Below are 19181 nucleotides of genomic sequence, written 5' to 3' on the forward strand. Positions count from 1 at the left end.
GCCTCTGCGCCTGACCGGCCTCTGTTCTCACCCAATGAGTTCCTATCACCTTACGCACCTTTCGCAGCTTGAGCACGAAGCGATCTTTGTGATGCGCGAAGTCGCCGCGCAGTTTGAGCGTCCGGCACTGCTTTTTTCCGGAGGCAAGGACTCGATCGTCATGGTGCGGCTCGCCCAGAAGGCGTTCGCACCCGCAAAAATTCCATTCCCGCTCGTCCATGTGGACACGGGGCACAATTTCGTGGAGACGCTGGAATTCAGGGACAGGCTGGTGAAACAGACGGGGGCGCGACTCATCGTTCGCCGTGTGGAGGATTCAATCCAGGCGGGTCGCGCGCAGGAGGAGAAGGGGCCGAATCCCTCCCGCAACAGCCTTCAGATTGTGACGCTTCTGGACGCGATTGAGGAGTTCAAGTTTGACGCCTGTCTTGGCGGCGCCCGGCGGGACGAGGAGAAGGCGCGCGCGAAGGAGCGGTTCTTTTCGCATCGGGACGAATTCGGCCAGTGGGATCCCAAGAACCAGCGTCCGGAGCTCTGGAACCTTTTCAACGGGCGCAAGCACCCGGGTGAGCATTTCCGCGTGTTTCCCCTGTCGAACTGGACGGAGATGGATGTGTGGCAGTACATCGCGCGCGAAAAGCTGGCGATACCGTCGATCTACTTTTCGCACCGGCGGCGCACCGTCAAGCGGGGCGGCGTGCTTCTTGCGGAGACGCAGTACATCACGCTGCTCGATGGCGAGGAGTACCGCGAGCGCGTGGTCCGTTTCAGAACGGTGGGGGACGCCACCTGCACGGGTGCGGTGGAGAGCTCCGCCGCGACGCTCGAGGAGATCATTCAGGAGGTCGCGTCCGCACGGGTCACGGAGCGCGGCGCGCGTGCGGATGACAAACGCTCCGAGACCGCCATGGAGGATCGCAAGAAGGCCGGGTATTTCTGATTCGAAGCATGTCATCCGACACAAATTATCTTTCCATGGACCTGCTCCGTTTCACCACGGCGGGCAGTGTCGACGACGGAAAATCCACGCTCATCGGGCGGCTGCTCTATGATTCCAAGGCGATCTTTGACGACCAGCTCGAGGCGATCGAGCGCGCAACCGAGCAGCGAGGCGAGGATCATCTCAACCTTTCGCTGCTGACCGACGGACTGCGCGCCGAACGCGAGCAGGGCATCACGATCGACGTGGCCTACCGTTATTTTGCGACACCGCGGCGCAAGTTCATCATCGCGGACACTCCCGGGCACATCCAGTACACCCGCAACATGATCACGGGGGCGTCGACGGCAAACCTGGCCATCGTGCTCGTGGATGCGCGCAAGGGCATCGTTGAGCAGACGTGCAGGCATTCCTTCGTGGCGGCTCTGCTGCGCATCCAGCATCTTGTCGTGGCGGTGAACAAGATGGACCTGGTCGACTGGTCGGAGGAACGCTTCAACGAGATCGTCCACAAGTACAAGGAGTTCGCCTCGCGGCTGGAGATTCCTGACATCCGCTTCATCCCGCTTTCGGCGCTGCACGGAGACAATGTGGTCGAGCCTTCGGCCAGAATGCCCTGGCACCAGGGCGGTTCGCTCCTTTATGCGCTGGAGACGGTTTATATCGGCAGCGACATCAATCATGTCGACGCGCGGTTTCCCGTACAGACCGTCATCCGGCCCAACACCAACGAGCATCACGACTACCGGGGTTTCGCCGGCCGGATAGCGGGCGGCGTCTTCAAGCCCGGCGACTCAGTTGTCGCATTGCCGAGTGGAAGGACCTCACGCATTGCTTCGATTCACGGGCCGGACGGAATTGTCGGGGAGGCCTTTGCTCCGATGTCGGTGGCGATGACCCTTGAGGATGAGATCGACATCTCGCGCGGCGACATGCTGGTGAAGGCCAACAATGCGCCGCAGGGCTCGCAAGACATCGAGGCGATGATATGCTGGTTCTCGGAGAAGCCCCTTCAGCCCGGAGGAAAGTATCTCATCCGGCACACGACGCGCGAGGCGAAGTGCGTGGTGAAGACGGTGCGCTACAAGGTTGACATCAACACGCTCCATCGCGTGCCGGAGGACACGTCAATTGGCATGAACGACATCGGCCGCATTTATCTTCGGTCCTCCCAGATCCTGATGTGCGACACCTATCGTCGCAACCGGGCGACGGGCAGTTTCATCCTCGTGGACGAGTTTTCCAACGCGACGCTGGCGGCCGGCATGATCGTCGCGACCAGCCACGCGGACCTGCCTGCGGGAGAGTTCATGGACATGGGCGGATTGTGACCGGGGGGCGAAATGCGAAACGCGAAGGCGCGGAGCACGCGGAGAAATGCATTCCTGTCAACCTGGAGGGGCACGCTCCGTCGTGACCTGGGGACGCTGCGGACCGCGGAGGCTACAGCAGCGGGGCGAGGAGGCGGCTGATGTCCTCGGCGAGATTGCCGAGGAGGCGCTCGCGGCGGCGGCGCTCGGGCGAGGGTGGACGGCAGTGTTCGAACAGGCCGTGCGCCCAGGCACGCATCGCTTCGACGTCGCTGTGCGTATAGAGCACCACGCCGATCTCGAAATTGACGAAGAGACTGCGCAGATCGAAATTTGCGCTGCCCAGCATGCCGACCCTGCCGTCGACGATGACGGCCTTGCTGTGCAGCATCCCGGGTGTGTAGAGCAGAATGCGGGCACCCGCGCGCTGCAACTGGCGCAGGTAGTGGCGCCGCGCGAAATCCGTGACGCGATGATTGGATCGCGCGGGAAGCACCAGTGTGACATCGCGCCCGGCGCGGGCCTTCACGATGAGCGACCGCAGCAGGACCTCGTCGGGAATGAAGTAGGGAGTGACAATCCAGATGCTGGATTCCGCATCCTGGATCATGGCCAGCAGACCTTCGTACAAGGTGTCGCCAGCCAGATCCGGACCGCTCGCGACCACCTGAAGAACGCTGGATCCATGTGAGGTCTCGGTGTTTGGCGGAATGTCCTTGTGCAGCAGGTGACCCGGCTGGCGGGAGGCGAAACTCCAATCCGCCAGAAAGATTTCATTGAGTTCGGCGGCGGCGGGACCGGAGATGACGGCACCGAAGTCGGCGAAGCGCTTCTTCCAGTGGGATGGGCCCATGTAGTCGCGGGCGAGGTTGTGTCCCCCCACGATGGCGGTGGCATGATCGAAAACGGCGATTTTCCTGTGGTTGCGAAGATTGGCGGTGCCGCGGGAGGCGAGGGGAAGCACGGGCAGGAAACGCACGACTTCACCTCCGGCCTCGCGAAGCGGATTGCAGAAGCCGTGAGCGGAAAACATGCATCCGACGGCATCCAGCAGCAGCCGCACCTTCACACCCTCGCGAGCGCGCCGTGCGAGCAGCTCGATCAGCGCGCGCCCCGTTTCGTCGCGGCCGAGTATGAAGGTCATGATGTGTATCGAGTGTTGTGCGGCCCGGATGTGATCCATGAACACGGTGAAGGCCTCGCTCCCCTCGGTGAGCAGGCGCACCGAGTTTCCGGTCACGGGAGGATTGCCGCCTGAGCGCGCGATCGTCAGTGCGGTGGCCGTGTGGCTCAGGGGGGAGACCGTGTGCGTGCGTTCCGCGCTCTCGGGCTGAAGCTTCAGCTTGTGCTTCATGATCCGGCGCAGCTTGCGTCCTCCCAGGAGCAGGAAAAGCGGAACGCCCAGGTACGGGATGAGCACGATCACGAGAAGCCACGCCACGGTGTTGCTTGGCGGACGCTTTTGGCTGAGCAGGCGGGCGATGGCGAAAACGGCGAGCAGGAATCCCGCCACCGTCAGCAGGTGGGTGACAATGCTTGTCGAGACGACATCCTGCACGCTCTCATGAGGAATCTCCATCGCTGAGCCCACTGCATGGAAAGAGGAAGCGAAGTGCAACTCCGCGATCGACGCCGTGCAGAAGTCGAAAACTCTGGCACGCCCGAGGCAGATGCCGCCGGAGACGCGACTGCACCTGGTCGAGTTGGCCACCGGTTACCGGCGACCTCGACATGCCTCAGCTCATCGGGCAGATTCGGTATTCCATCCTATGAAACGTCGCGATTTTCTGACCCACACCGCAGGTGCCGTGGCAGCCGGTGGGTTGCTGCCGTCATTTGCTGGCGCCCAGACGGGAAGTGGTCGCAGTGACATCCCTCCAAGCACGACCTATGTGCCGGGACCGCTGCCCAAGCCCGTGGTCAAGGCCGGGGAGTTCATTTTTGCCGCCGCCCATTTCGATCACAACCACATCACGGGCCAGTGCACTTCGTTGAAGGATGCCGGGGCGACCCTCAAATGGATCTACGATCCGGATGCTAAAAAGGTTGAAGCGATTCGGAAGCGTTTCCCGGAGGCTAGGGTGGCTCGTGCGTTCGATGAAATCCTGGCTGATCCCGAGGTGAGGCTGGTGACGGCGGCCGCGGTTACTTCGGAGCGGGGCCCCTTGGGCTGCCGGGTCATGGAGGCTGGAAAGGACTATTTTACTGACAAGGCTCCCTTCACGACGCTCGAGCAACTCGCGCAGGCCAGGGAGGTGGCAGCGAGGACCGGAAGAAAGTACATGGTTTACTATGGTGAGAGGTTGATTTCGGAGGCTGGCATGTTTGCGACACAGCTCGTGCAGGATGGGGTGGTGGGGAGGGTGGTCCAGGTTCTGGGGCTGGGACCGCATCGACTCAGCAAGGCATCGCGCCCCGCGTGGTTTTTCCAGCGCGAGAAGTACGGGGGGATCCTATGCGACATCGGAAGTCATCAATGCGAGCAGTTTCTCACGTATGCCGGCGCCAGCGATGCCACCGTGACGCATGCGGCTGTGGGGAATTTCGCGAATCCCGACACCCCGGAACTCGAGGATTTCGGCGAGGCATCCTTCACGGCGGACAATGGGGCGACCCATATGTTTCGCGTCGACTGGCTGACGCCGGACGGCCTTGGCACCTGGGGAGACGGCCGCACGTTCATACTCGGGACCAAGGGCTATATCGAGCTTCGCAAGTACATCGATGTCGCGCGTGAGAGGACTCCGGACCACGTCTATCTTGTCGATCAGAAGGGAGAGCACCACATCCCTGTGGACGGAAAGGTCGGAGCTCCGTTTTTCAGGCAGTTCATCCTCGATTGTCTGAACCGCACCGAGAAAGCCATGACGCAGAAGCATGCGTTCAAGGCGGCGGAACTGTCGCTGAAGGCGCAGGCGAGGGCCCAGTGGTTGACCTCGAAGGGCTTGTGAAGACCAAGATAGCCCTTGACCTTGCCGCCCTGCGGGCGCGTAATAGCGGGTTTCCCGCGAAATCCATCCGCCCATGAGAGACGACTACATCAAAGAAGCACTCGGCATCATCTCCGATCCCAATGTCCTGATCAATGTGGTATCCCGCCGCGTCAAGCAGTTGAAGCGCGGCAACCGGCCGCTGGTTGAATCGCTTGAAAAGCTGTCCCCCGAGGATATCGCCCTGCGCGAGATCATCGAAGGCAAGATCAGTTTCGAACTGGCTGGGGAGTCCGCAGCCTGAGCGATTTGCGCATCGTCGCAAGGATCTGAACCCTTGAAATTCCGGGCGGCTCCGTATTTGCGGCGCCGCCTTTTTTCTGCACGAATTCCATAGATGGCTGCCGCAAAGAAAAACGCATCCGATGCGGCTCGTTTTACCGAGATCCGCAATGCCAAGGCGCTTCGCGATTATACGATCGATGAGCGTTTTGAGGCGGGGCTGCAGTTGCGTGGGACGGAGGTGAAGTCGATCCGCGCCGGGCGGGCGCAGATCAACGACGCCTTTGGGCGGTACGAGAAGGGCGAGCTCTGGATGCATGGGGCGCACATTGAGGAGTACGCGTTTGGCAACCGATTCAACCACGATGCCAGGAGGGTGCGGAAGCTGCTGCTTCACCGACACCAGATCCGCAAGATCGGCCAGGCGCTGGAGGCGGGCGGCCAGGCGCTGATTCCGCTGCGGATGTATTTCAAGGAGGCGCTGGTCAAGGTGGAGGTGGCGCTCTGCACGGGCAAAAAACTCTTCGACAAGCGCCAGGATCTCAAGAAGAAGGCTGAGACGCTCGAAATGAAGAAAGCCTTCAAGTACCGCCGCTGATGAGTCTCACTTCCGTCACGGTGCGGGTTCCCGCCAGCACCTCCAACTGTGGGGCGGGTTTCGACACCCTGGGCCTCGCGCTGAACATCCACAATCACGTGACGCTGACCCGGATCCCGGGAGCGCTGCCGCGCGCGGAGCGTCCGTCCGATGAGCAGGCGCTTGCGATGGTTACCGAGGCGGCCGGGGCGTTCCATTCCGCGGTGGGGAGGGAGCCGGCTGGTTTTTCCTATCGCATCGAGGGCGACGTGCCCTCGGCCCGGGGACTTGGTTCGAGCATCACCGTCATTGCGGGCGTGCTTGCAGGGCTTGATGCGCTGCTGGCGGCGAAACAGTCGCGACATCGCCTGGTGGAGATCGCGACGGATCTGGAGGGACATCCCGACAACGCCAGCGCGGGAATCCTCGGCGGCTTCTGTGTTTCACGCTGCGATCCGGACTCCGGAAAGTACCGGGGCACGATCCGCTTTGAGCTGCCGGATGACTTGAAGTTTGTCACCGCCTCCCCGGCGCAGGAGCTGCTGACGAAGGCATCCCGAGGCGTGCTGCCCGCGACGCTTCCGTATTTTGATGCGGTAAAGAGCATCAACAGCGCCACCTATCTGGTGGCGGCGATCGCATCGGGGCGGTACGATGAACTGAGGCATGCCGTGTCGGACTTCATGCATGAACCGTATCGCCTTCCGGGAATACGCGGTGGAGGCGAGGCGATTGCCGCAGGCATTCGAGCGGGCGCGTACACCGGCTGGCTGAGCGGCAGCGGCTCGAGCGTGCTGTGCGTGGCGCGGGCCACGGCGGCCACCGCCGTGGCCGCCGCGATGAAGGCGGCATTTGCCGACAAGGGAGTCAGCGCCCAGTCCCGCGTGCTGACCTGCGACAACACCGGCCTGCGCGTGCTGTAGTCGGTCGCGCGGCGCTTGGGGAGATTGATCGAATGGAGGGGCGCGCTTCGTCGTGCCCTGGGGACCGGCGCTGGTGTTATCGCAGCAGGACCTGCCATTGGTTCTCGCGGGCGGATCGCGCGGCCTTGAGCGAGCCGAGGGCAACGTACCGCTTGTAGTCCTGGCCGGCGAGTTTGACCCGGGGCGATTCGTATCCGTCGTCGGCGAGTCTCTGCTGAAGGACCGTGTCGATTCCCTTCAACTGCGATCCACCACCCGTGATCACGATGTTCTGAAGCAGGGTCACCACGCTGTCCGAGGACGCGCGAGATATGAGCGTCACGAGGGCGGGGTAAATTCGATCGACAAGGCTGTTTGCGGAGCGTCCGAGAACGTCGCCGAGTTCCAGCACATGGGCCTTGCCGGCGAGAATGACGCGCACATCGATGGGTTTGCGAATCGGTCCGACATACGAGTGGGCTTCTTTGATTTCGCGAATCTTTGTGCGCGACAGCCCGTTGTTGGGATAGGTGCGATTGAGCTCCGTCTCGATTATTGAGTCGATCGCATCGCCTGCGAAGCGAATTGAGATTTGGTCGTCCGCGTTGGGAAAGTACCCCTGCACCAGACACAGGTCGCTTGTGCCGCCGCCGATGTCGACAAACAGGGAGTTGGTCACCGGATCGACATAGCCGGGCTGACCGACCCGGGACTCATCTCGGTAGCCGAGCGCTGAAAGGAACGGTTCGGGGATGAGAATGATTCGGTCGAACGCGCCCATGGCGGCCTGCCGGATGTTTTCGCGGGAGGACTCATCCGCGTTGGCCGGAACACCAATGACCGCTCGGATTTCCGCGAGTCCCGAGGGATCCGCGAGGCTGCGGATGTGACGCAGGAAATCACGCGCGGCGGCCATGTGTGCAACGACGCCTTCAGCAAGGGGAGGAATGACGGTCGCGTGGAGTGCGCTCTGGATGGCCTGGTCTCCGAAAAGAATGCGCGAGTTTCCGGAGATGATGCCATCGACAATGCCGTCCTTCACGTATCCGACGACACTCGGGACCACCTTGCTGACGGCGATGTCGCCGGAGCCCGCCGCGCAGGCGAGGACGCAGGACTTGTTGGTTCCCAGGTCGAAGCCAACCAGGATCACCTTTCGATCGGCGATTTTCGCGGCAACGGGCTGGGAGGGACTGGGCGTTGATGGCGCGCCCGTGTTTGCGGGCGATGCGACTGGACGTTCGGATGTGATGGTTGGCATAGAAAGAGCGTGGTTGATGGATGAAAGAAGCGGCGGGTGCCGAGTGTCAGTTGACCCTTGCGGTGCGAGAGTAGGGGGATTCCTGAGTCAGCATTTCATCCAGCAGATCGGCGATCGCGGGCGCGCTCCGGCTGCGCGGACGCTGGCAGTTGGCGGGCGCTTCGGCATCGGAGTTCGCCCCGCGGGGCCCCGGCTTGTGTAGTGGATTATTGGATGCGCGTGGCGTGGACCCGGCGTGGGAAGCGCCATGAGGCCGGTCCGCGAGAAAGCCCGCGGGAGATGACAGGTCTGTGAGAAGCCCGGCGAGAACGACCGCGTCGGCGACGCGTTCGCGCTCGCGCGTGAAAAGGCCGGACACGCCGGCCTCCGGCAGAAAGCCGGGACCGAATTGAATTCGGATTCGTTCGATGGCCTTTGAGAATTCGCCAGCCTGAATTGCCGATGCCTCGGTGGAGCAGCCCCGGGCTTCAAGCAGGCAGATCCTCCTGCAGAGCGAGGCAAGCGCCGCAACGGCGGATTCCCTATCCATTTCAAGTTGAGTCATGCGACGGCGTTCAAGGCGGAGATGCCGGCGCGGTAGACCCGGGATCTTCGGATCAGTTCACGCGAAGAGCACGAATCCCGTCGGGCTCATCGCGATGTCCGGCCGGCCCGATGCGCGATGGCTGTGCATGACACCCGCAATCCTCCGGCAGCAAGTGATCGCTGCAACGGCACAAAAAAAAGCGCAACCCTCAACGGGTTGCGCTGAAAAGAGGCATGGAGCCTGGTAGCGCCTAGATGACGTTGACGAGGCGGTGTGCCTTGTCGAAGGAGACTGTGCCGTCCTTGAGGGCGAAGAGCGTCCAGTCGCGGCCTATGCCGACGTTCTTGCCGGCATGGAGTTTGGATCCGCACTGGCGAACGATGATGTTGCCTGCGAGAACGGACTGACCGCCAAATTTCTTCACACCGAGGCGCTGGGAGTGACTGTCACGCCCGTTGCTTGATGTTCCCTGACCTTTCTTGTGTGCCATGACGTTGGATCCTTTTTGATTAGAGGGAGATGGAATCGATCTTGATGACCGAGAGTTCCTGGCGGTGGCCCTGCTTGCGCTCGTAGCCCTTCCGCTTGTTCTTCTTGAAAACAACGATCTTCCTGCCGCGCTTGTTTTCCAAGATGGTGGCGGTGACGGATGCACCGGCAAGCGTCGGCGTGCCGACCCTGAAAGATTCGCCTTCGCCGGTGGCCAGCACGTCCTTGATCGTGACCGTGTTGCCTTTTTCCGTATTCGGAAAGCGGTGCACGGTCAGGATATCGCCTTCTGTGACGACGTACTGCTGGCCTTGGGTTTTGATCGTGGCTTTCATAAAATAAACCGCGGAATAAGTGGCTTTTGACGACGGCAAGCAAGGAGATATTTGCCGAAGTCAGCCCGCCCGGCGAAATGCCCGGTGCGAGGCGGCCTGTAACTCGCCGCTTTCCAGTGGATCAGGGTTTTCCGGGTGCAACAGGCGGTCGGCTGGCTGCTTCATTTTTGGCTTTGATTACCGCATTTTCAGCCAAGATGTCCATATTTTGCATTTCTATGTCCTGATAGTAGTGCTGGCGACGCTTGTAATCGGAGGGCAGGATATCGCGAACCAGCAGAGCCTTTTGGGCTTCGAGCTCGATTGCCTGTTGCTTGCGAAGATTGGCGAGGCGGGCGGCTTCGCGTTCGGCGGCCTCGCGGCTCTTGCGTTCGGCTTCCTGCAGCCTTGCGAGGGCCGCGGTCCTTTCCCGCTCAGCAATCTCCGCTTCCCTTTCGCGCTGTTCAGCCAACCGCCGGGCCTCTCCGGTGGCTGCTTCGCGCTCCCGAGCGAGGCGTTCGCGCATTGCCGCTGCTTCGCGGGCGGCTTCTTCAGCGGCGGTGCGCGCGGCGGCGGTGGCGGCCTGTGCGGCTTGGAGGCGGGCGAGTTCCTTTTCGGCGGCCTCGGCATCCTGTTGCGCCTTGAGGGCGGCCAGTCGGTGCGCCTCGGCCTCCGCACGGGTCCTGCGGGCGGCGTCCGCAGCAAGATCCGCGGCGGCTGTCTTCCTTGCGGCCGCGGCTCGCGCATCCCTGTCCCGTTGGACGCCCTCCCGGTACCACTTGTATCCGAAAAATGCGGCGACCAGGGCCAATGCGGCGATGATGGAGAGTGCGACGGATTTGCTCATGGTGACAAGGGGAGCGATGATTTCCCTGCCGGATGGCCGGAATGGATATCCGTTGGCCAGGGATTGAATGCAAACCCCGGGTCAAGGCAATCCCGCGGCGGGGAATGCCATCGAATTTTCAAGCTACCGTGTCGGTCCGGCTTTGGAAGGGTCAGTGCTGGCGCTTGGGCTGGGGGCGATAAAACACGTAGTTCGTCAGGAAGCTCAGCCCGAAAATGCCGCTCAGCGTGCGGATGTTCCGCATGGCGCCGACGACGCTTGGCAGTGAACTTGCGGACGGTTCCCTGACCCTCAGAAGAAATATTGCGCCCGCCAGTGCAACCACCGGCTGCACGACGAAGCAGAGGTGATAGACGAGCAGCGGGTCGTTGAGCGTCCTCAAGCCATGTCCCAGGATCTGCCCGCCAAGGATGGGTGCGATGGCAGCGACGAGGGATGTGACCGCGAGGTTGACTCCGATCGCGAGCGATTTTGCGGGAATGGGCAGGAGTTTGAGGAGCATGGTGAACTGCCCGAGGATGAATCCCGCGCTGGTCATGCCGCCCCACGTCCAGAGCGGGTAGAGAATGTTGCGGTTGCTGACATCGAGGAAACACCAGGTGATGTTTGCCAACTGCCACAGTATCAGGGAAAGGGTCATCACCGCCTTGTTGCCATGGCGGTCGAGCATCTGTCCCCAGGCTCGCAGCGAAAGTGCACCCCCGAGAGCCGAGAGGGTGGAAAGCATGCCGACCTCGAACGCGGACATTTCTAGCTGTTCGAACATGAAGACGTGGTAAAACGGGCCGAAGGAGTTGGCGGCAAAGGACCAGATGGCTCCGAATCCGATGAAGGCCAGAAGGGACTTCGAGCGCATGATAAGCGCGAGCTGTTCCTTGAACGAGAGCGTCCCCTTTGGACGGGGGGCCTCCAGATTTGAGGATGGGGTGTCCCAGATCCACTTGAGGGAAAAGATTCGGAGGAAGACGGCCCCGACGATGATGGCTTGAAAGACGCGGATCGAGTAGGCCCAGTGGTCGAGAGCCCAGCCGGTGACCAGAAGGAACACGAGGGTCGACACGGACAGCAGACGGTTGCGCTGGCCAAAGTATTTGCCACGGAGACGAGACGGCACCCATTCCTGGATCCATGAGTTCCAGGCAACTCCCGCGAGGGATGCGGCGAAACTTGAGGCAAAGTACCAGATCGCGAGCCATTGCCCCGACGTCACCGGATCGTTCACCGGCATATAGCCGAGAAGGACAACCAGTGCGCCCCACGCCAGCATGTGAAAGCAGGCGGGAAGAAATGCCTGAACCTTCGTGGAAAGTCTTCGCGCAAGAAAGGGAGTCACGAAAACCTGCAGGAAGTTGCAGATGAACGGGAGGGCTGTGATGATACCAATGGTCGACTTCGGCAGGTGCAGCACCTTGGTGTACAGCGCCGCGAGAAAGACATTCACCGGCAGGGACATGGTCACGATCGGCATTGCGACCAGTCCGTCGGCTGTGCATAGAAGCAGCGCCCTCCTGAAGAGTTTCTTGTGCTGTGCTGTGGATTCTCGCCTGGAAGTCACGTTGTGGTGATAGAGTCGAAGTTGAACACATGTCGCGAATCATTGAAGCAAAAGAAATCAGATCGAAAAAAACGGTTGATTTGGCCCGATGGCTTGTTGGCAAACAACTGGTCCGGAGGTCGGGCGACTGGGATCCTGAGTTGCGCCTGAGAATCACCGAAACGGAAGCCTATGATGGCGAACGCGATCTAGCGTGCCATGCCTCGAAGGGGCGCACGCCGCGCAGCGAGGTGCTGTATTTGCCTGGCGGTGTGTGGTACGTTTACCTCTGCTACGGAATCCATGAGATGCTCAACCTTGTGGCAGGTCCCGCCGACTGGCCCGCGGCTGTCCTCATCCGGGGTGTGGAAGGAATCTCCGGGCCGGGCCGGATCACCCGCGCCCTGAATGTTGACCGCGGGCTCAATCGCGCCCCGGCGGAACCCTCGACCGGGCTTTGGCTTGAGGACGATGGGTTTGTGGCATCCCCCGCGAGGATCACGCGCACACCCCGGATTGGAGTCGACTACGCGGGACCGGTTTGGGCGGCGAAACCCTGGCGATTCGTCCTCACTCCCTATGCTGAATCCGTCAATCCCATCGAACGTGCTGCAACACGCGATCGATCGAAACATTCTCCAGCGCATCGCCGTCACGAAGGACGGTGACATCCGGCGCGAACGGAGCCCAGACGGCGGGATCCGTCGGGCCGAAAAGCAGCACGCAGGGAGTGCCGCACGCGGCGGCAAGATGGGCGATGCCCGTGTCGTGCCCGACAAAAAGCCGGCATGCGGCGATGGCGCAGGCGAGCAGTGGCAGCGGCCAGGTATCGGCAATCTGAATACGATCCGAGCCCAGCGTGGTCATCTCCGCGCGGACCGCATCCTCGGCTTCGCCCAGGATGACCAGGATGGGATCGGGGGCGAGGCGCTCAATCAGTTCAAGCCAGCGTGACGGAGGCCAGTTCTTCCTGGCGGATCCGCTTCCTGGGTGCACGGCGACCCTTCGCGCGTCCGGCATGAGCCGGCTGGCCGCTTCCCTGGCAAATCTGGCCGGGAGTGTCAGCCGGGCGTGCCGGGGAGGAGGCAGGTGAAGGGCCTCAAGCGGGGTGAAAAAGTGGGCGCATGCCGGACGGCTGATCACCTTGGAGCTGGATGCATGATAGCGCTGGCCGCCTCTCAAGGGAAAGCGCCGGGCGATTTCTCCATTGGGGTCCGGCCAGAAGTTGAGAACGATGTCGAACGATTCGAGCCATGAGCGAAACGCGGTCGAAAGCGGCCCGTCGGAGTAGAGCTCGGCCCACCGCAATTCGGACTGGTCATGGACTGCGCTTAATGTTCCGTCGAGCGCGGCCAGTTCGGCGGCCCGGGAGTTTCCAGCCAGATCGATGCGGGCGCCCGGCCAGCGTTTGCGCAGTGCCTTCAGCAGCGGCAGCGTGATGAGGAAATCCCCGAGCGCGCCTCCGCGCAGAACGAGAATCGACGAGACATTCAACGGTGGGCTTCCCGGACGGCCTCGGATACCGGGACTTCGTGTTCGGCGAGAACGAGGCGTGCGGAGCCGAAGCTCAGCTTGAGCTGCATCTGCACGGGCTGGGGGTGATCCGACTGTGACACCCAGACCCTGATTTCCCCACCGCGCTTGAAAACACCGCGCGGCGGCTCCGTTTCCATGCGGGGGGTCAGCCTCATGGTGTTGAAGACTCCCAGGGGGGATTTCACCTGCTCGAGCAGATCCGCTCGAATGACGACGGGATAGATGTCGCGACTGAAGTAGACGTCGACACTGCGGTGGTCGCCAAGTTTCGGATTCCAGTCACGCGTCTGGATGAGGGCGGTGATCAGGTCGACGGGGTCCGTTGCACCCAGCGCGAATTCCCGGTTGCGGTCCGGGTGAAGGAAGTCGGTGTGGGTGGCGATTCGACGATCGTAGTCGAAGAGCGTTTGAGTCCGCGTGTCCTTCGATCCGGATCCCTCCTCGCTGGCGGAGATGAGCCGTCCGGTCGCCATGTCGATCACGAGTTCGGACTGGTTGTCGAATCGATAGAAACCGCGAATGATTCCGCGCGACGAGATGCGCGTCGTCACGTGCATGCGATCCGCACCGGCCGTCGTCTCCCGGCGGGCCTGGAGGACGATTTCGCCGGCGTTGGAAAAAATTCCCCAGGTGATTTGAAAACGAAAGCGTTCTCCGTCCTTCAGGGCGGTGAATGGTCCGTTCGCCCGCAGCGCCGTGCTGCTGAAAAGCAGGGTCAGGCAGGCGAAGGCGACGTTTGGCATGCGGTGCATTGGGAACAAGGGGGAGGGAGCCGCGGATTCGAGCAAACTGAAAGTTTGAACCGCATGCGCCCTGCCTTGTTCCCCGGCGCTTGCCTCCTGCGGGATGCCGCCATGAGTGGTGGAAACGGTTCAATGGGTCGCCGTTGACATGATCGCCCCGCCCGGGTGTGGTGGGCTTTTGTGTCCATGACTGACAAGAAGCTCCCGTTCACCAAGGAAGTGCTTGAATCGATCGCCGCGAAGGTGCCGACACCGTTTCACATCTATGATGAGGACGCGATACGGGCGAACGCGCGTGTGTTCTATGAGGCGTTCAAGTGGGTGCCGGGTGGCTTCAGGAATTTTTATGCGGTCAAGGCGCTTCCGAATCCGCACATCCTTTCCCTGCTGAAGGAGGAGGGGCTGGGAGGCGATTGCTCGTCGCTGGCTGAACTCAGGCTGTGTGAGGCGGTGGGCATCACCGGCGAACAGATCGTATTCACGTCCAACGACACGCCGGCCGACGAGTACAGGGAGGCCGCGAGGCTGGGAGCGATCATCAATCTGGATGACATTTCGCACATCGATTTTCTGGAGCGCGCGCTGGGCGGAAAGCTCCCGGAGATGCTTTGTTTCCGCTACAATCCGGGTCGCCTGAAGGAGGGCAATGTCATCATCGGCAAACCCGAGGATGCGAAATACGGGTTCACTCGGGAGCAGTTGTTTGAGGGATACCGGATGCTGGTGAAGCGCGGGGTCAGGCGATTCGGCCTGCACACGATGGTTGCGTCGAACGAGTTGAATCCGGCCTACTTTGTCGAGACGGCGCAGATGCTGTTCGATCTCGTCGTGGAACTGAACCGCGAGCCGGGGATCCGGATTGAATTTCTCAATCTAGGCGGCGGCATCGGCATCCCGTACCGCCCCGGGCAGCGTGCGGTGGATCTCCATCTGGTGGGGACAAGAATCGAAGAGGCCTACCGGAAGACCATTGCCGCCTCGGGGCTTGATCCGATCCGCATCACGATGGAGTGCGGCCGCATGATCACGGGACCCTACGGCTATCTTGTCTCACGGGTGCTCCACAAGAAATTCACCTACAAGAATTATCTCGGGCTGGACGCCTGCATGGCGAATCTCATGCGCCCCGGCATGTACGGAGCCTATCATCACATCACGGTTCCCGGACGGGAGAGCGCCCTGCGGAAAATGTATGATGTCACCGGCTCGCTCTGCGAGAACAACGACAAGTTCGCGATCGACCGGGAGATTCCGGATCCCGCGATCGGGGACCTGGTGGTGATCCATGACACCGGGGCGCACGGCCATGCGATGGGATTCAACTACAATGGAAAGCTCCGTTCCGCGGAGGTGCTTTGGAGAAGAAGCGGCGGTTGGAAAGTGATCCGCCGGGCCGAGACGCTGGCGGATCATTTCGCGACGCTGGATTATCCGGGATTGCGAGGCTAGCTTCCTGAAAGGACTGCCTGGTGGAGCCCCTGTTTCGGCCGCCCTGCTGGGCGGCCGGGTTGCAGGCATGGACCCCTCCCGTGCACCAGCGTGCCTGCCTCATCGGGGCTGGCGCCTGAGCGGCTTCAGGGAAGGAAACGGCTGCGATGGCTCTCCTACGAAGACAGCATGTTTATGTGAATAAACATTTGAGTTGAACTTTACCCGAAAAAATTTTGCCTCCGGTTTTTCCCCATGAATATCCATCGAATTTGCGCGATCCTGCTTGTGCCTTTCCTTCCACTTGCCTCCCACGCACAGGCAACCGCGGGTGGCTCCCAGGCGCGGGAGGATGTCATCCAGCTTGAGTCGTTTACCGTGACGGGTTCCAATATCCGGCGTGTTGACGCGGAGACGGCGGTGCCGGTCACCGTCGTGGATGCGGCCGAGCTCGAATCCCGGGGTGTATCAACCATGGCGGAATTCATCGAGACGCTGGGGATTGCGGAAATTTCCGGGGTGACCGAGATCGCAGCGGGCGCCCAGTCGGCGAAGGGAGATGCTTCGTTGGTCGATCTGCGGGGGTTGGGCACGGGCAGCACGCTTGTGCTTCTGAATGGGCGGCGCCTGGCCCCGCATGCCATTTCGATGGCTGAAAACGGGGTCCCTTCACTTGCTCCCAACATCAACGCCATTCCGCGCTCCCTGATCAGCAGGATTGAAGTGCTTCGTGATGGGGCCTCCGCAATCTACGGGGCGGATGCCGCGGCTGGTGTCATCAACAACATCGTATCCCGCACCGCGATCGGCCGCGGGGTGACGATTCGCCTTTCCGACACGCAGCATGGAGGGGCGGGAGAGGTGAACCTGAGCGCCTACGACAGCTTCAAACGTAACAATACGCACATATCCGTGTCGCTTGACCATTTCCGCCGCGATGGCCTGGCGGCGCGCGACAGAAAGTTTTCAAGAGAAGACGACATGCGTTTGAATCGCTCCCTGCCGGCTCCTTGGAACGGGCTTCCCCTTGCAGTCACGAATCCGGATGGAACGAGCACGACGGTAAGGGACAATGATTTTGCCAACACGAATGCGATCAACCAGTGGGGACAGTGGCAGCGTGGGTTCATCCAATCCGACTACCTCACATTCGCAGGCTCGAGACCGACCGGCAATATCGGCATCTCGACAAGCGCCAGTCCTCCTGAAGGGGTTGCAACGATGACGGCGGCAGGGGTCTTCTATCTGGTACCCACTCCGGAGGGTGGCGTGAAGTTCAAGCAAACAGCTGCGTCCAAGAATATTGATAGCCCTGAAAATATCACTTACGCGAACGGCAACAACTGGCGCATGTTGATTCCGAATACACAGCGCACTCAGCTCGCCGCATTCGTGGATCATGACCTGCGCAACAAGATGTCCTTGTTTGGCGACGTTCTATTTTATCATGCGCACAGCACGGGACGACGCCCCGGCGTAGATTACAAACATCCGGCAGACCCAGGCTTGTATGTGCCGGCTGCAAGTGTATATAATCCATTCGGCGTCCGGTTTTACCATCCGACCGGAGCCCCCAACAGTGATGGCAGCCCCCGCTTGGTGGGTACGCCAGCGGATGTCCTTATTCTGGGTGGTGTATCGAACGGAGCAAACACGGATCCCTACCTGGGGATGCGTCCCCGCACATTTGATGTCAACAGCTATTCCTGGCGCATGCTGGGCGGCATTCGCGGCAGAATTGGACACAATTGGGAATGGGAATCCGCGATCATGGCGGCCGGATCCTATACCAAGGAGCTTGAGCACAACATGGTTCGTGAATCACTCCTGCGCAAGGCGTTGCTGCGTACGGATGCCACCGCGCTCAATCCGTTTCCAGTGACATTCAAGATTGCGAACAATCAGATTGTCGTCGACAAACCCTACAATAATCCCGCCTCGGTGCTGGATCCTCTTTTCATGGATGAAGACAGGTTGGGAAGGGCTGGAGTGTTTGTTTGGGATGCCAAGGCCAACGGGCGGCTCTGGCGTCTGTTTGGAGGCGGAGAGATCGGCCTCGCGGGTGGCGCGGAGGTCCGCTACGAGACGTATTCAGACAAGCGCAGCGCCTATGTGGGGATGAATCCCCCCGGTTCTGGAAGTCAATATCCGTTTCTGCGTGATGATGACAATGACGTCGTAAATTTGAGTCCCAACGTGCCGATTGATGCGAAGCAGTGGGTTTACGCGGCATATGCGGAGGTTGCGATGCCGTTTGTCGTTCGTGAAAACAGGGTTCCGCTGGTTCAGAGCCTCGAGCTAACCATGGCAGGGCGTTTTGAGTCATTTTCAATATTTGGAAACACTGCCAAACCAAAGGTAAGTCTGCTCTGGACGCCATTGGACTGGCTGAAAGTGCGCAGCTCATATGCGGAGTCATTTCGTGCACCAAATCTCGTACAGACAAATACAGCCGCCTTGTCACGTCGGATTGATGCCGATGATCCTTATCGCCTTGAAGTCACGCAATCGCCGTTTGACAATACACAGCGCCGTCTGAGCTTTCGGCGCGGCAATGACGCATTGGATCCGGAAGAGGCGCGATCGTGGGTCAACGGCGTCGTGGTTGATGTTCCGAAGGTCAAGGGGCTCTCCTTCACATTCGACTATTTCAAGATCGATCAGGACAATGTGATCGAAAATATCGGAACTCAGAATGTGCTGGACCTGGATGAAATGATGCTTCTCTTGGCGACGAAGAAGATGCTGGATGCGGGCACGCCCATCAATCAAATAGACCTCGGTTCAGGCACGGCAAGCTATCAGGGAAACGCCAAGGTGACACGCATGCCACTGACCGCGGAAGATCGCGCCGCATTTGCAGCATACAATGCAAATCCTGCGAACACGGTTAAACGGGCGCCTGTTGGGCAGTTTGTAAGTTTGGTTGATGACTACATAAATCTGAGTGGACGACGTGTGCAGGGATACGATATTGGCCTGCAGTATCGACTTCCCTCCACATCCCTGGGCAAGTTCAATTTCCGCGCGGACTCTACACACTATGTAATACGGACATCACAAAGTGAAACCGGAGCACCCTGGCTGAACGAACTTGGAGTGAATGGCAGGGCCCGATGGAGGGCATCTGCGAGTCTTAGCTGGAGCCGCGGACAACTGTCAGCCGGGTGGTTTACCAGCTATTTCGGCGGATTCGTTGATTCCTCCGCCGCGACTACTGCAGCTGTCTATAATACCTTGGGTCAACCAGGATATATCAAGCCATATGACAACAATGGCGTTCTGCAGTATCTCTACAATGTAAAGGCTTACGTTCAACATAATGCGTGGATTGGTTACAACATGAAGAATTCTCGAAGCAAATGGCTGACCAACATGAGCGTGCGGATTGGTGTCAATAATGTGTTTGATGCATGGCCGCCCCTTGCCGATGAAACTTTCGGCTATTTCACCGGCTCCGCCAATCCGCGAGGCCGGCAGTTCACGCTGGAACTTTCCAGAAAGTTCTGACGCAGGGCGATTTTGTCGCGAGGAAAGCAATCAGCTGATCTGAATTGACTGT

General features: G+C 60.5%; 18 protein-coding genes. 9 read left to right on the top strand and 9 right to left on the bottom strand.

The features are described 5' to 3' along the window. The first annotated feature begins 34 nt into the window (after window positions 1-34). Window positions 35-940, top strand: a complete 906-nt coding sequence (gene cysD / locus HS122_09375; protein ID MBE7538607.1) for a sulfate adenylyltransferase subunit CysD — start codon at window positions 35-37, stop codon at window positions 938-940. A gap of 8 nt (window positions 941-948) precedes the next feature. Continuing rightward, complete coding sequence (locus HS122_09380; GenBank protein ID MBE7538608.1) at window positions 949-2271, top strand: 50S ribosome-binding GTPase; 1323 nt, start codon at window positions 949-951, stop codon at window positions 2269-2271. Window positions 2272-2383: 112 nt separating this feature from the next. On the opposite strand, the gene cls is transcribed toward HS122_09380, so the two are convergent. Then, window positions 2384-3829 carry a cardiolipin synthase gene (gene cls / locus HS122_09385; GenBank protein MBE7538609.1) on the bottom strand — a complete coding sequence of 482 codons (1446 nt, stop codon included), beginning with the start codon at window positions 3827-3829 and terminating at the stop codon, window positions 2384-2386. Between the two features lie 190 nt (window positions 3830-4019). Between cls and HS122_09390 the strand changes: the two genes are divergently transcribed. The 4 genes from HS122_09390 to thrB all read left to right on the top strand — a co-directional run bounded on the left by HS122_09390 (window position 4020) and on the right by thrB (window position 6962). Further along, window positions 4020-5201 carry a Gfo/Idh/MocA family oxidoreductase gene (locus HS122_09390; protein ID MBE7538610.1) on the top strand — a complete coding sequence of 394 codons (1182 nt, stop codon included), beginning with the start codon at window positions 4020-4022 and terminating at the stop codon, window positions 5199-5201. 73 nt (window positions 5202-5274) lie between these two features. Continuing rightward, window positions 5275-5484, top strand: a complete 210-nt coding sequence (locus tag HS122_09395; protein ID MBE7538611.1) for a DNA-directed RNA polymerase subunit omega — start codon at window positions 5275-5277, stop codon at window positions 5482-5484. 93 nt (window positions 5485-5577) lie between these two features. Further along, on the top strand, window positions 5578-6060 hold the full coding sequence (gene smpB, locus HS122_09400; GenBank protein MBE7538612.1) for an SsrA-binding protein SmpB: 483 nt from the start codon (window positions 5578-5580) through the stop codon (window positions 6058-6060). Further along, complete coding sequence (gene thrB / locus HS122_09405) at window positions 6060-6962, top strand: homoserine kinase (protein ID MBE7538613.1); 903 nt, start codon at window positions 6060-6062, stop codon at window positions 6960-6962. Before smpB ends, thrB begins: the two co-directional genes overlap by 1 nt. A 76-nt stretch (window positions 6963-7038) precedes the next feature. Here the strand turns inward: thrB and HS122_09410 are convergent, their stop codons facing one another. The 6 genes from HS122_09410 to HS122_09435 all read right to left on the bottom strand — a co-directional run bounded on the left by HS122_09410 (window position 7039) and on the right by HS122_09435 (window position 11846). Beyond that, window positions 7039-8202, bottom strand: a complete 1164-nt coding sequence (locus HS122_09410) for a rod shape-determining protein (GenBank protein ID MBE7538614.1) — start codon at window positions 8200-8202, stop codon at window positions 7039-7041. A gap of 46 nt (window positions 8203-8248) precedes the next feature. Then, window positions 8249-8746, bottom strand: coding sequence for a hypothetical protein (locus HS122_09415; GenBank protein MBE7538615.1), 498 nt, complete (start codon window positions 8744-8746; stop codon window positions 8249-8251). A gap of 232 nt (window positions 8747-8978) precedes the next feature. Beyond that, window positions 8979-9218, bottom strand: coding sequence for a 50S ribosomal protein L27 (gene rpmA, locus HS122_09420; protein ID MBE7538616.1), 240 nt, complete (start codon window positions 9216-9218; stop codon window positions 8979-8981). Between the two features lie 19 nt (window positions 9219-9237). Next, window positions 9238-9552: a 50S ribosomal protein L21 gene (gene rplU / locus HS122_09425; GenBank protein ID MBE7538617.1), complete on the bottom strand. Its 315-nt coding sequence runs from the start codon at window positions 9550-9552 to the stop codon at window positions 9238-9240. Between the two features lie 121 nt (window positions 9553-9673). Further along, entirely contained in the window at window positions 9674-10378 is a 705-nt protein-coding gene (locus HS122_09430; GenBank protein ID MBE7538618.1) for a chromosome partitioning protein ParA, read from the bottom strand. 151 nt (window positions 10379-10529) lie between these two features. After that, window positions 10530-11846, bottom strand: a complete 1317-nt coding sequence (locus HS122_09435) for an MFS transporter (protein MBE7538619.1) — start codon at window positions 11844-11846, stop codon at window positions 10530-10532. A gap of 116 nt (window positions 11847-11962) precedes the next feature. Here HS122_09435 and HS122_09440 point away from each other — a divergent pair, with 116 nt between their 5' ends. Beyond that, window positions 11963-12580 carry a DNA-3-methyladenine glycosylase gene (locus HS122_09440; GenBank protein MBE7538620.1) on the top strand — a complete coding sequence of 206 codons (618 nt, stop codon included), beginning with the start codon at window positions 11963-11965 and terminating at the stop codon, window positions 12578-12580. On the opposite strand, the gene HS122_09445 is transcribed toward HS122_09440, so the two are convergent. After that, window positions 12504-13406 carry a glycosyltransferase family 9 protein gene (locus HS122_09445; GenBank protein ID MBE7538621.1) on the bottom strand — a complete coding sequence of 301 codons (903 nt, stop codon included), beginning with the start codon at window positions 13404-13406 and terminating at the stop codon, window positions 12504-12506. The genes HS122_09440 and HS122_09445 overlap by 77 nt on opposite strands. Further along, the gene (locus HS122_09450) at window positions 13403-14191 is read right to left on the bottom strand and encodes a DUF3108 domain-containing protein (protein ID MBE7538622.1); all 789 of its coding nucleotides are present in this window, start codon (window positions 14189-14191) and stop codon (window positions 13403-13405) included. The genes HS122_09445 and HS122_09450 overlap by 4 nt, the downstream gene beginning before the upstream one ends. 186 nt (window positions 14192-14377) lie before the next feature. Between HS122_09450 and HS122_09455 the strand changes: the two genes are divergently transcribed. Further along, window positions 14378-15640 carry a diaminopimelate decarboxylase gene (locus HS122_09455; GenBank protein MBE7538623.1) on the top strand — a complete coding sequence of 421 codons (1263 nt, stop codon included), beginning with the start codon at window positions 14378-14380 and terminating at the stop codon, window positions 15638-15640. 234 nt (window positions 15641-15874) lie between these two features. Continuing rightward, window positions 15875-19129: a TonB-dependent receptor gene (locus HS122_09460; GenBank protein MBE7538624.1), complete on the top strand. Its 3255-nt coding sequence runs from the start codon at window positions 15875-15877 to the stop codon at window positions 19127-19129. Window positions 19130-19181: the final 52 nt, after the last annotated feature.

It is taken from the genome of Opitutaceae bacterium (genome assembly GCA_015075305.1).
In the GTDB taxonomy this organism is placed as follows: Bacteria; Verrucomicrobiota; Verrucomicrobiia; order Opitutales; family Opitutaceae; genus UBA6669.

Excerpts from the sequence above, each read along its gene's own strand:
- rpmA (MBE7538616.1), bottom strand. The coding sequence starts at position 9,218 with ATGGCACACAAGAAAGGTCAGGGAACATCAAGCAACGGGCGTGACAGT.
- HS122_09430 (MBE7538618.1), bottom strand. The coding sequence starts at position 10,378 with ATGAGCAAATCCGTCGCACTCTCCATCATCGCCGCATTGGCCCTGGTC.
- HS122_09450 (MBE7538622.1), bottom strand. The coding sequence starts at position 14,191 with ATGCCAAACGTCGCCTTCGCCTGCCTGACCCTGCTTTTCAGCAGCACG.
- HS122_09440 (MBE7538620.1), top strand. The coding sequence starts at position 11,963 with ATGTCGCGAATCATTGAAGCAAAAGAAATCAGATCGAAAAAAACGGTT.
- HS122_09390 (MBE7538610.1), top strand. The coding sequence starts at position 4,020 with ATGAAACGTCGCGATTTTCTGACCCACACCGCAGGTGCCGTGGCAGCC.
- HS122_09460 (MBE7538624.1), top strand. The coding sequence starts at position 15,875 with ATGAATATCCATCGAATTTGCGCGATCCTGCTTGTGCCTTTCCTTCCA.
- HS122_09395 (MBE7538611.1), top strand. The coding sequence starts at position 5,275 with ATGAGAGACGACTACATCAAAGAAGCACTCGGCATCATCTCCGATCCC.
- cysD (MBE7538607.1), top strand. The coding sequence starts at position 35 with ATGAGTTCCTATCACCTTACGCACCTTTCGCAGCTTGAGCACGAAGCG.
- rplU (MBE7538617.1), bottom strand. The coding sequence starts at position 9,552 with ATGAAAGCCACGATCAAAACCCAAGGCCAGCAGTACGTCGTCACAGAA.
- HS122_09415 (MBE7538615.1), bottom strand. The coding sequence starts at position 8,746 with ATGACTCAACTTGAAATGGATAGGGAATCCGCCGTTGCGGCGCTTGCC.
- HS122_09435 (MBE7538619.1), bottom strand. The coding sequence starts at position 11,846 with ATGCCGATCGTGACCATGTCCCTGCCGGTGAATGTCTTTCTCGCGGCG.
- HS122_09380 (MBE7538608.1), top strand. The coding sequence starts at position 949 with ATGTCATCCGACACAAATTATCTTTCCATGGACCTGCTCCGTTTCACC.
- cls (MBE7538609.1), bottom strand. The coding sequence starts at position 3,829 with ATGGAGATTCCTCATGAGAGCGTGCAGGATGTCGTCTCGACAAGCATT.
- smpB (MBE7538612.1), top strand. The coding sequence starts at position 5,578 with ATGGCTGCCGCAAAGAAAAACGCATCCGATGCGGCTCGTTTTACCGAG.
- thrB (MBE7538613.1), top strand. The coding sequence starts at position 6,060 with ATGAGTCTCACTTCCGTCACGGTGCGGGTTCCCGCCAGCACCTCCAAC.
- HS122_09410 (MBE7538614.1), bottom strand. The coding sequence starts at position 8,202 with ATGCCAACCATCACATCCGAACGTCCAGTCGCATCGCCCGCAAACACG.
- HS122_09455 (MBE7538623.1), top strand. The coding sequence starts at position 14,378 with ATGACTGACAAGAAGCTCCCGTTCACCAAGGAAGTGCTTGAATCGATC.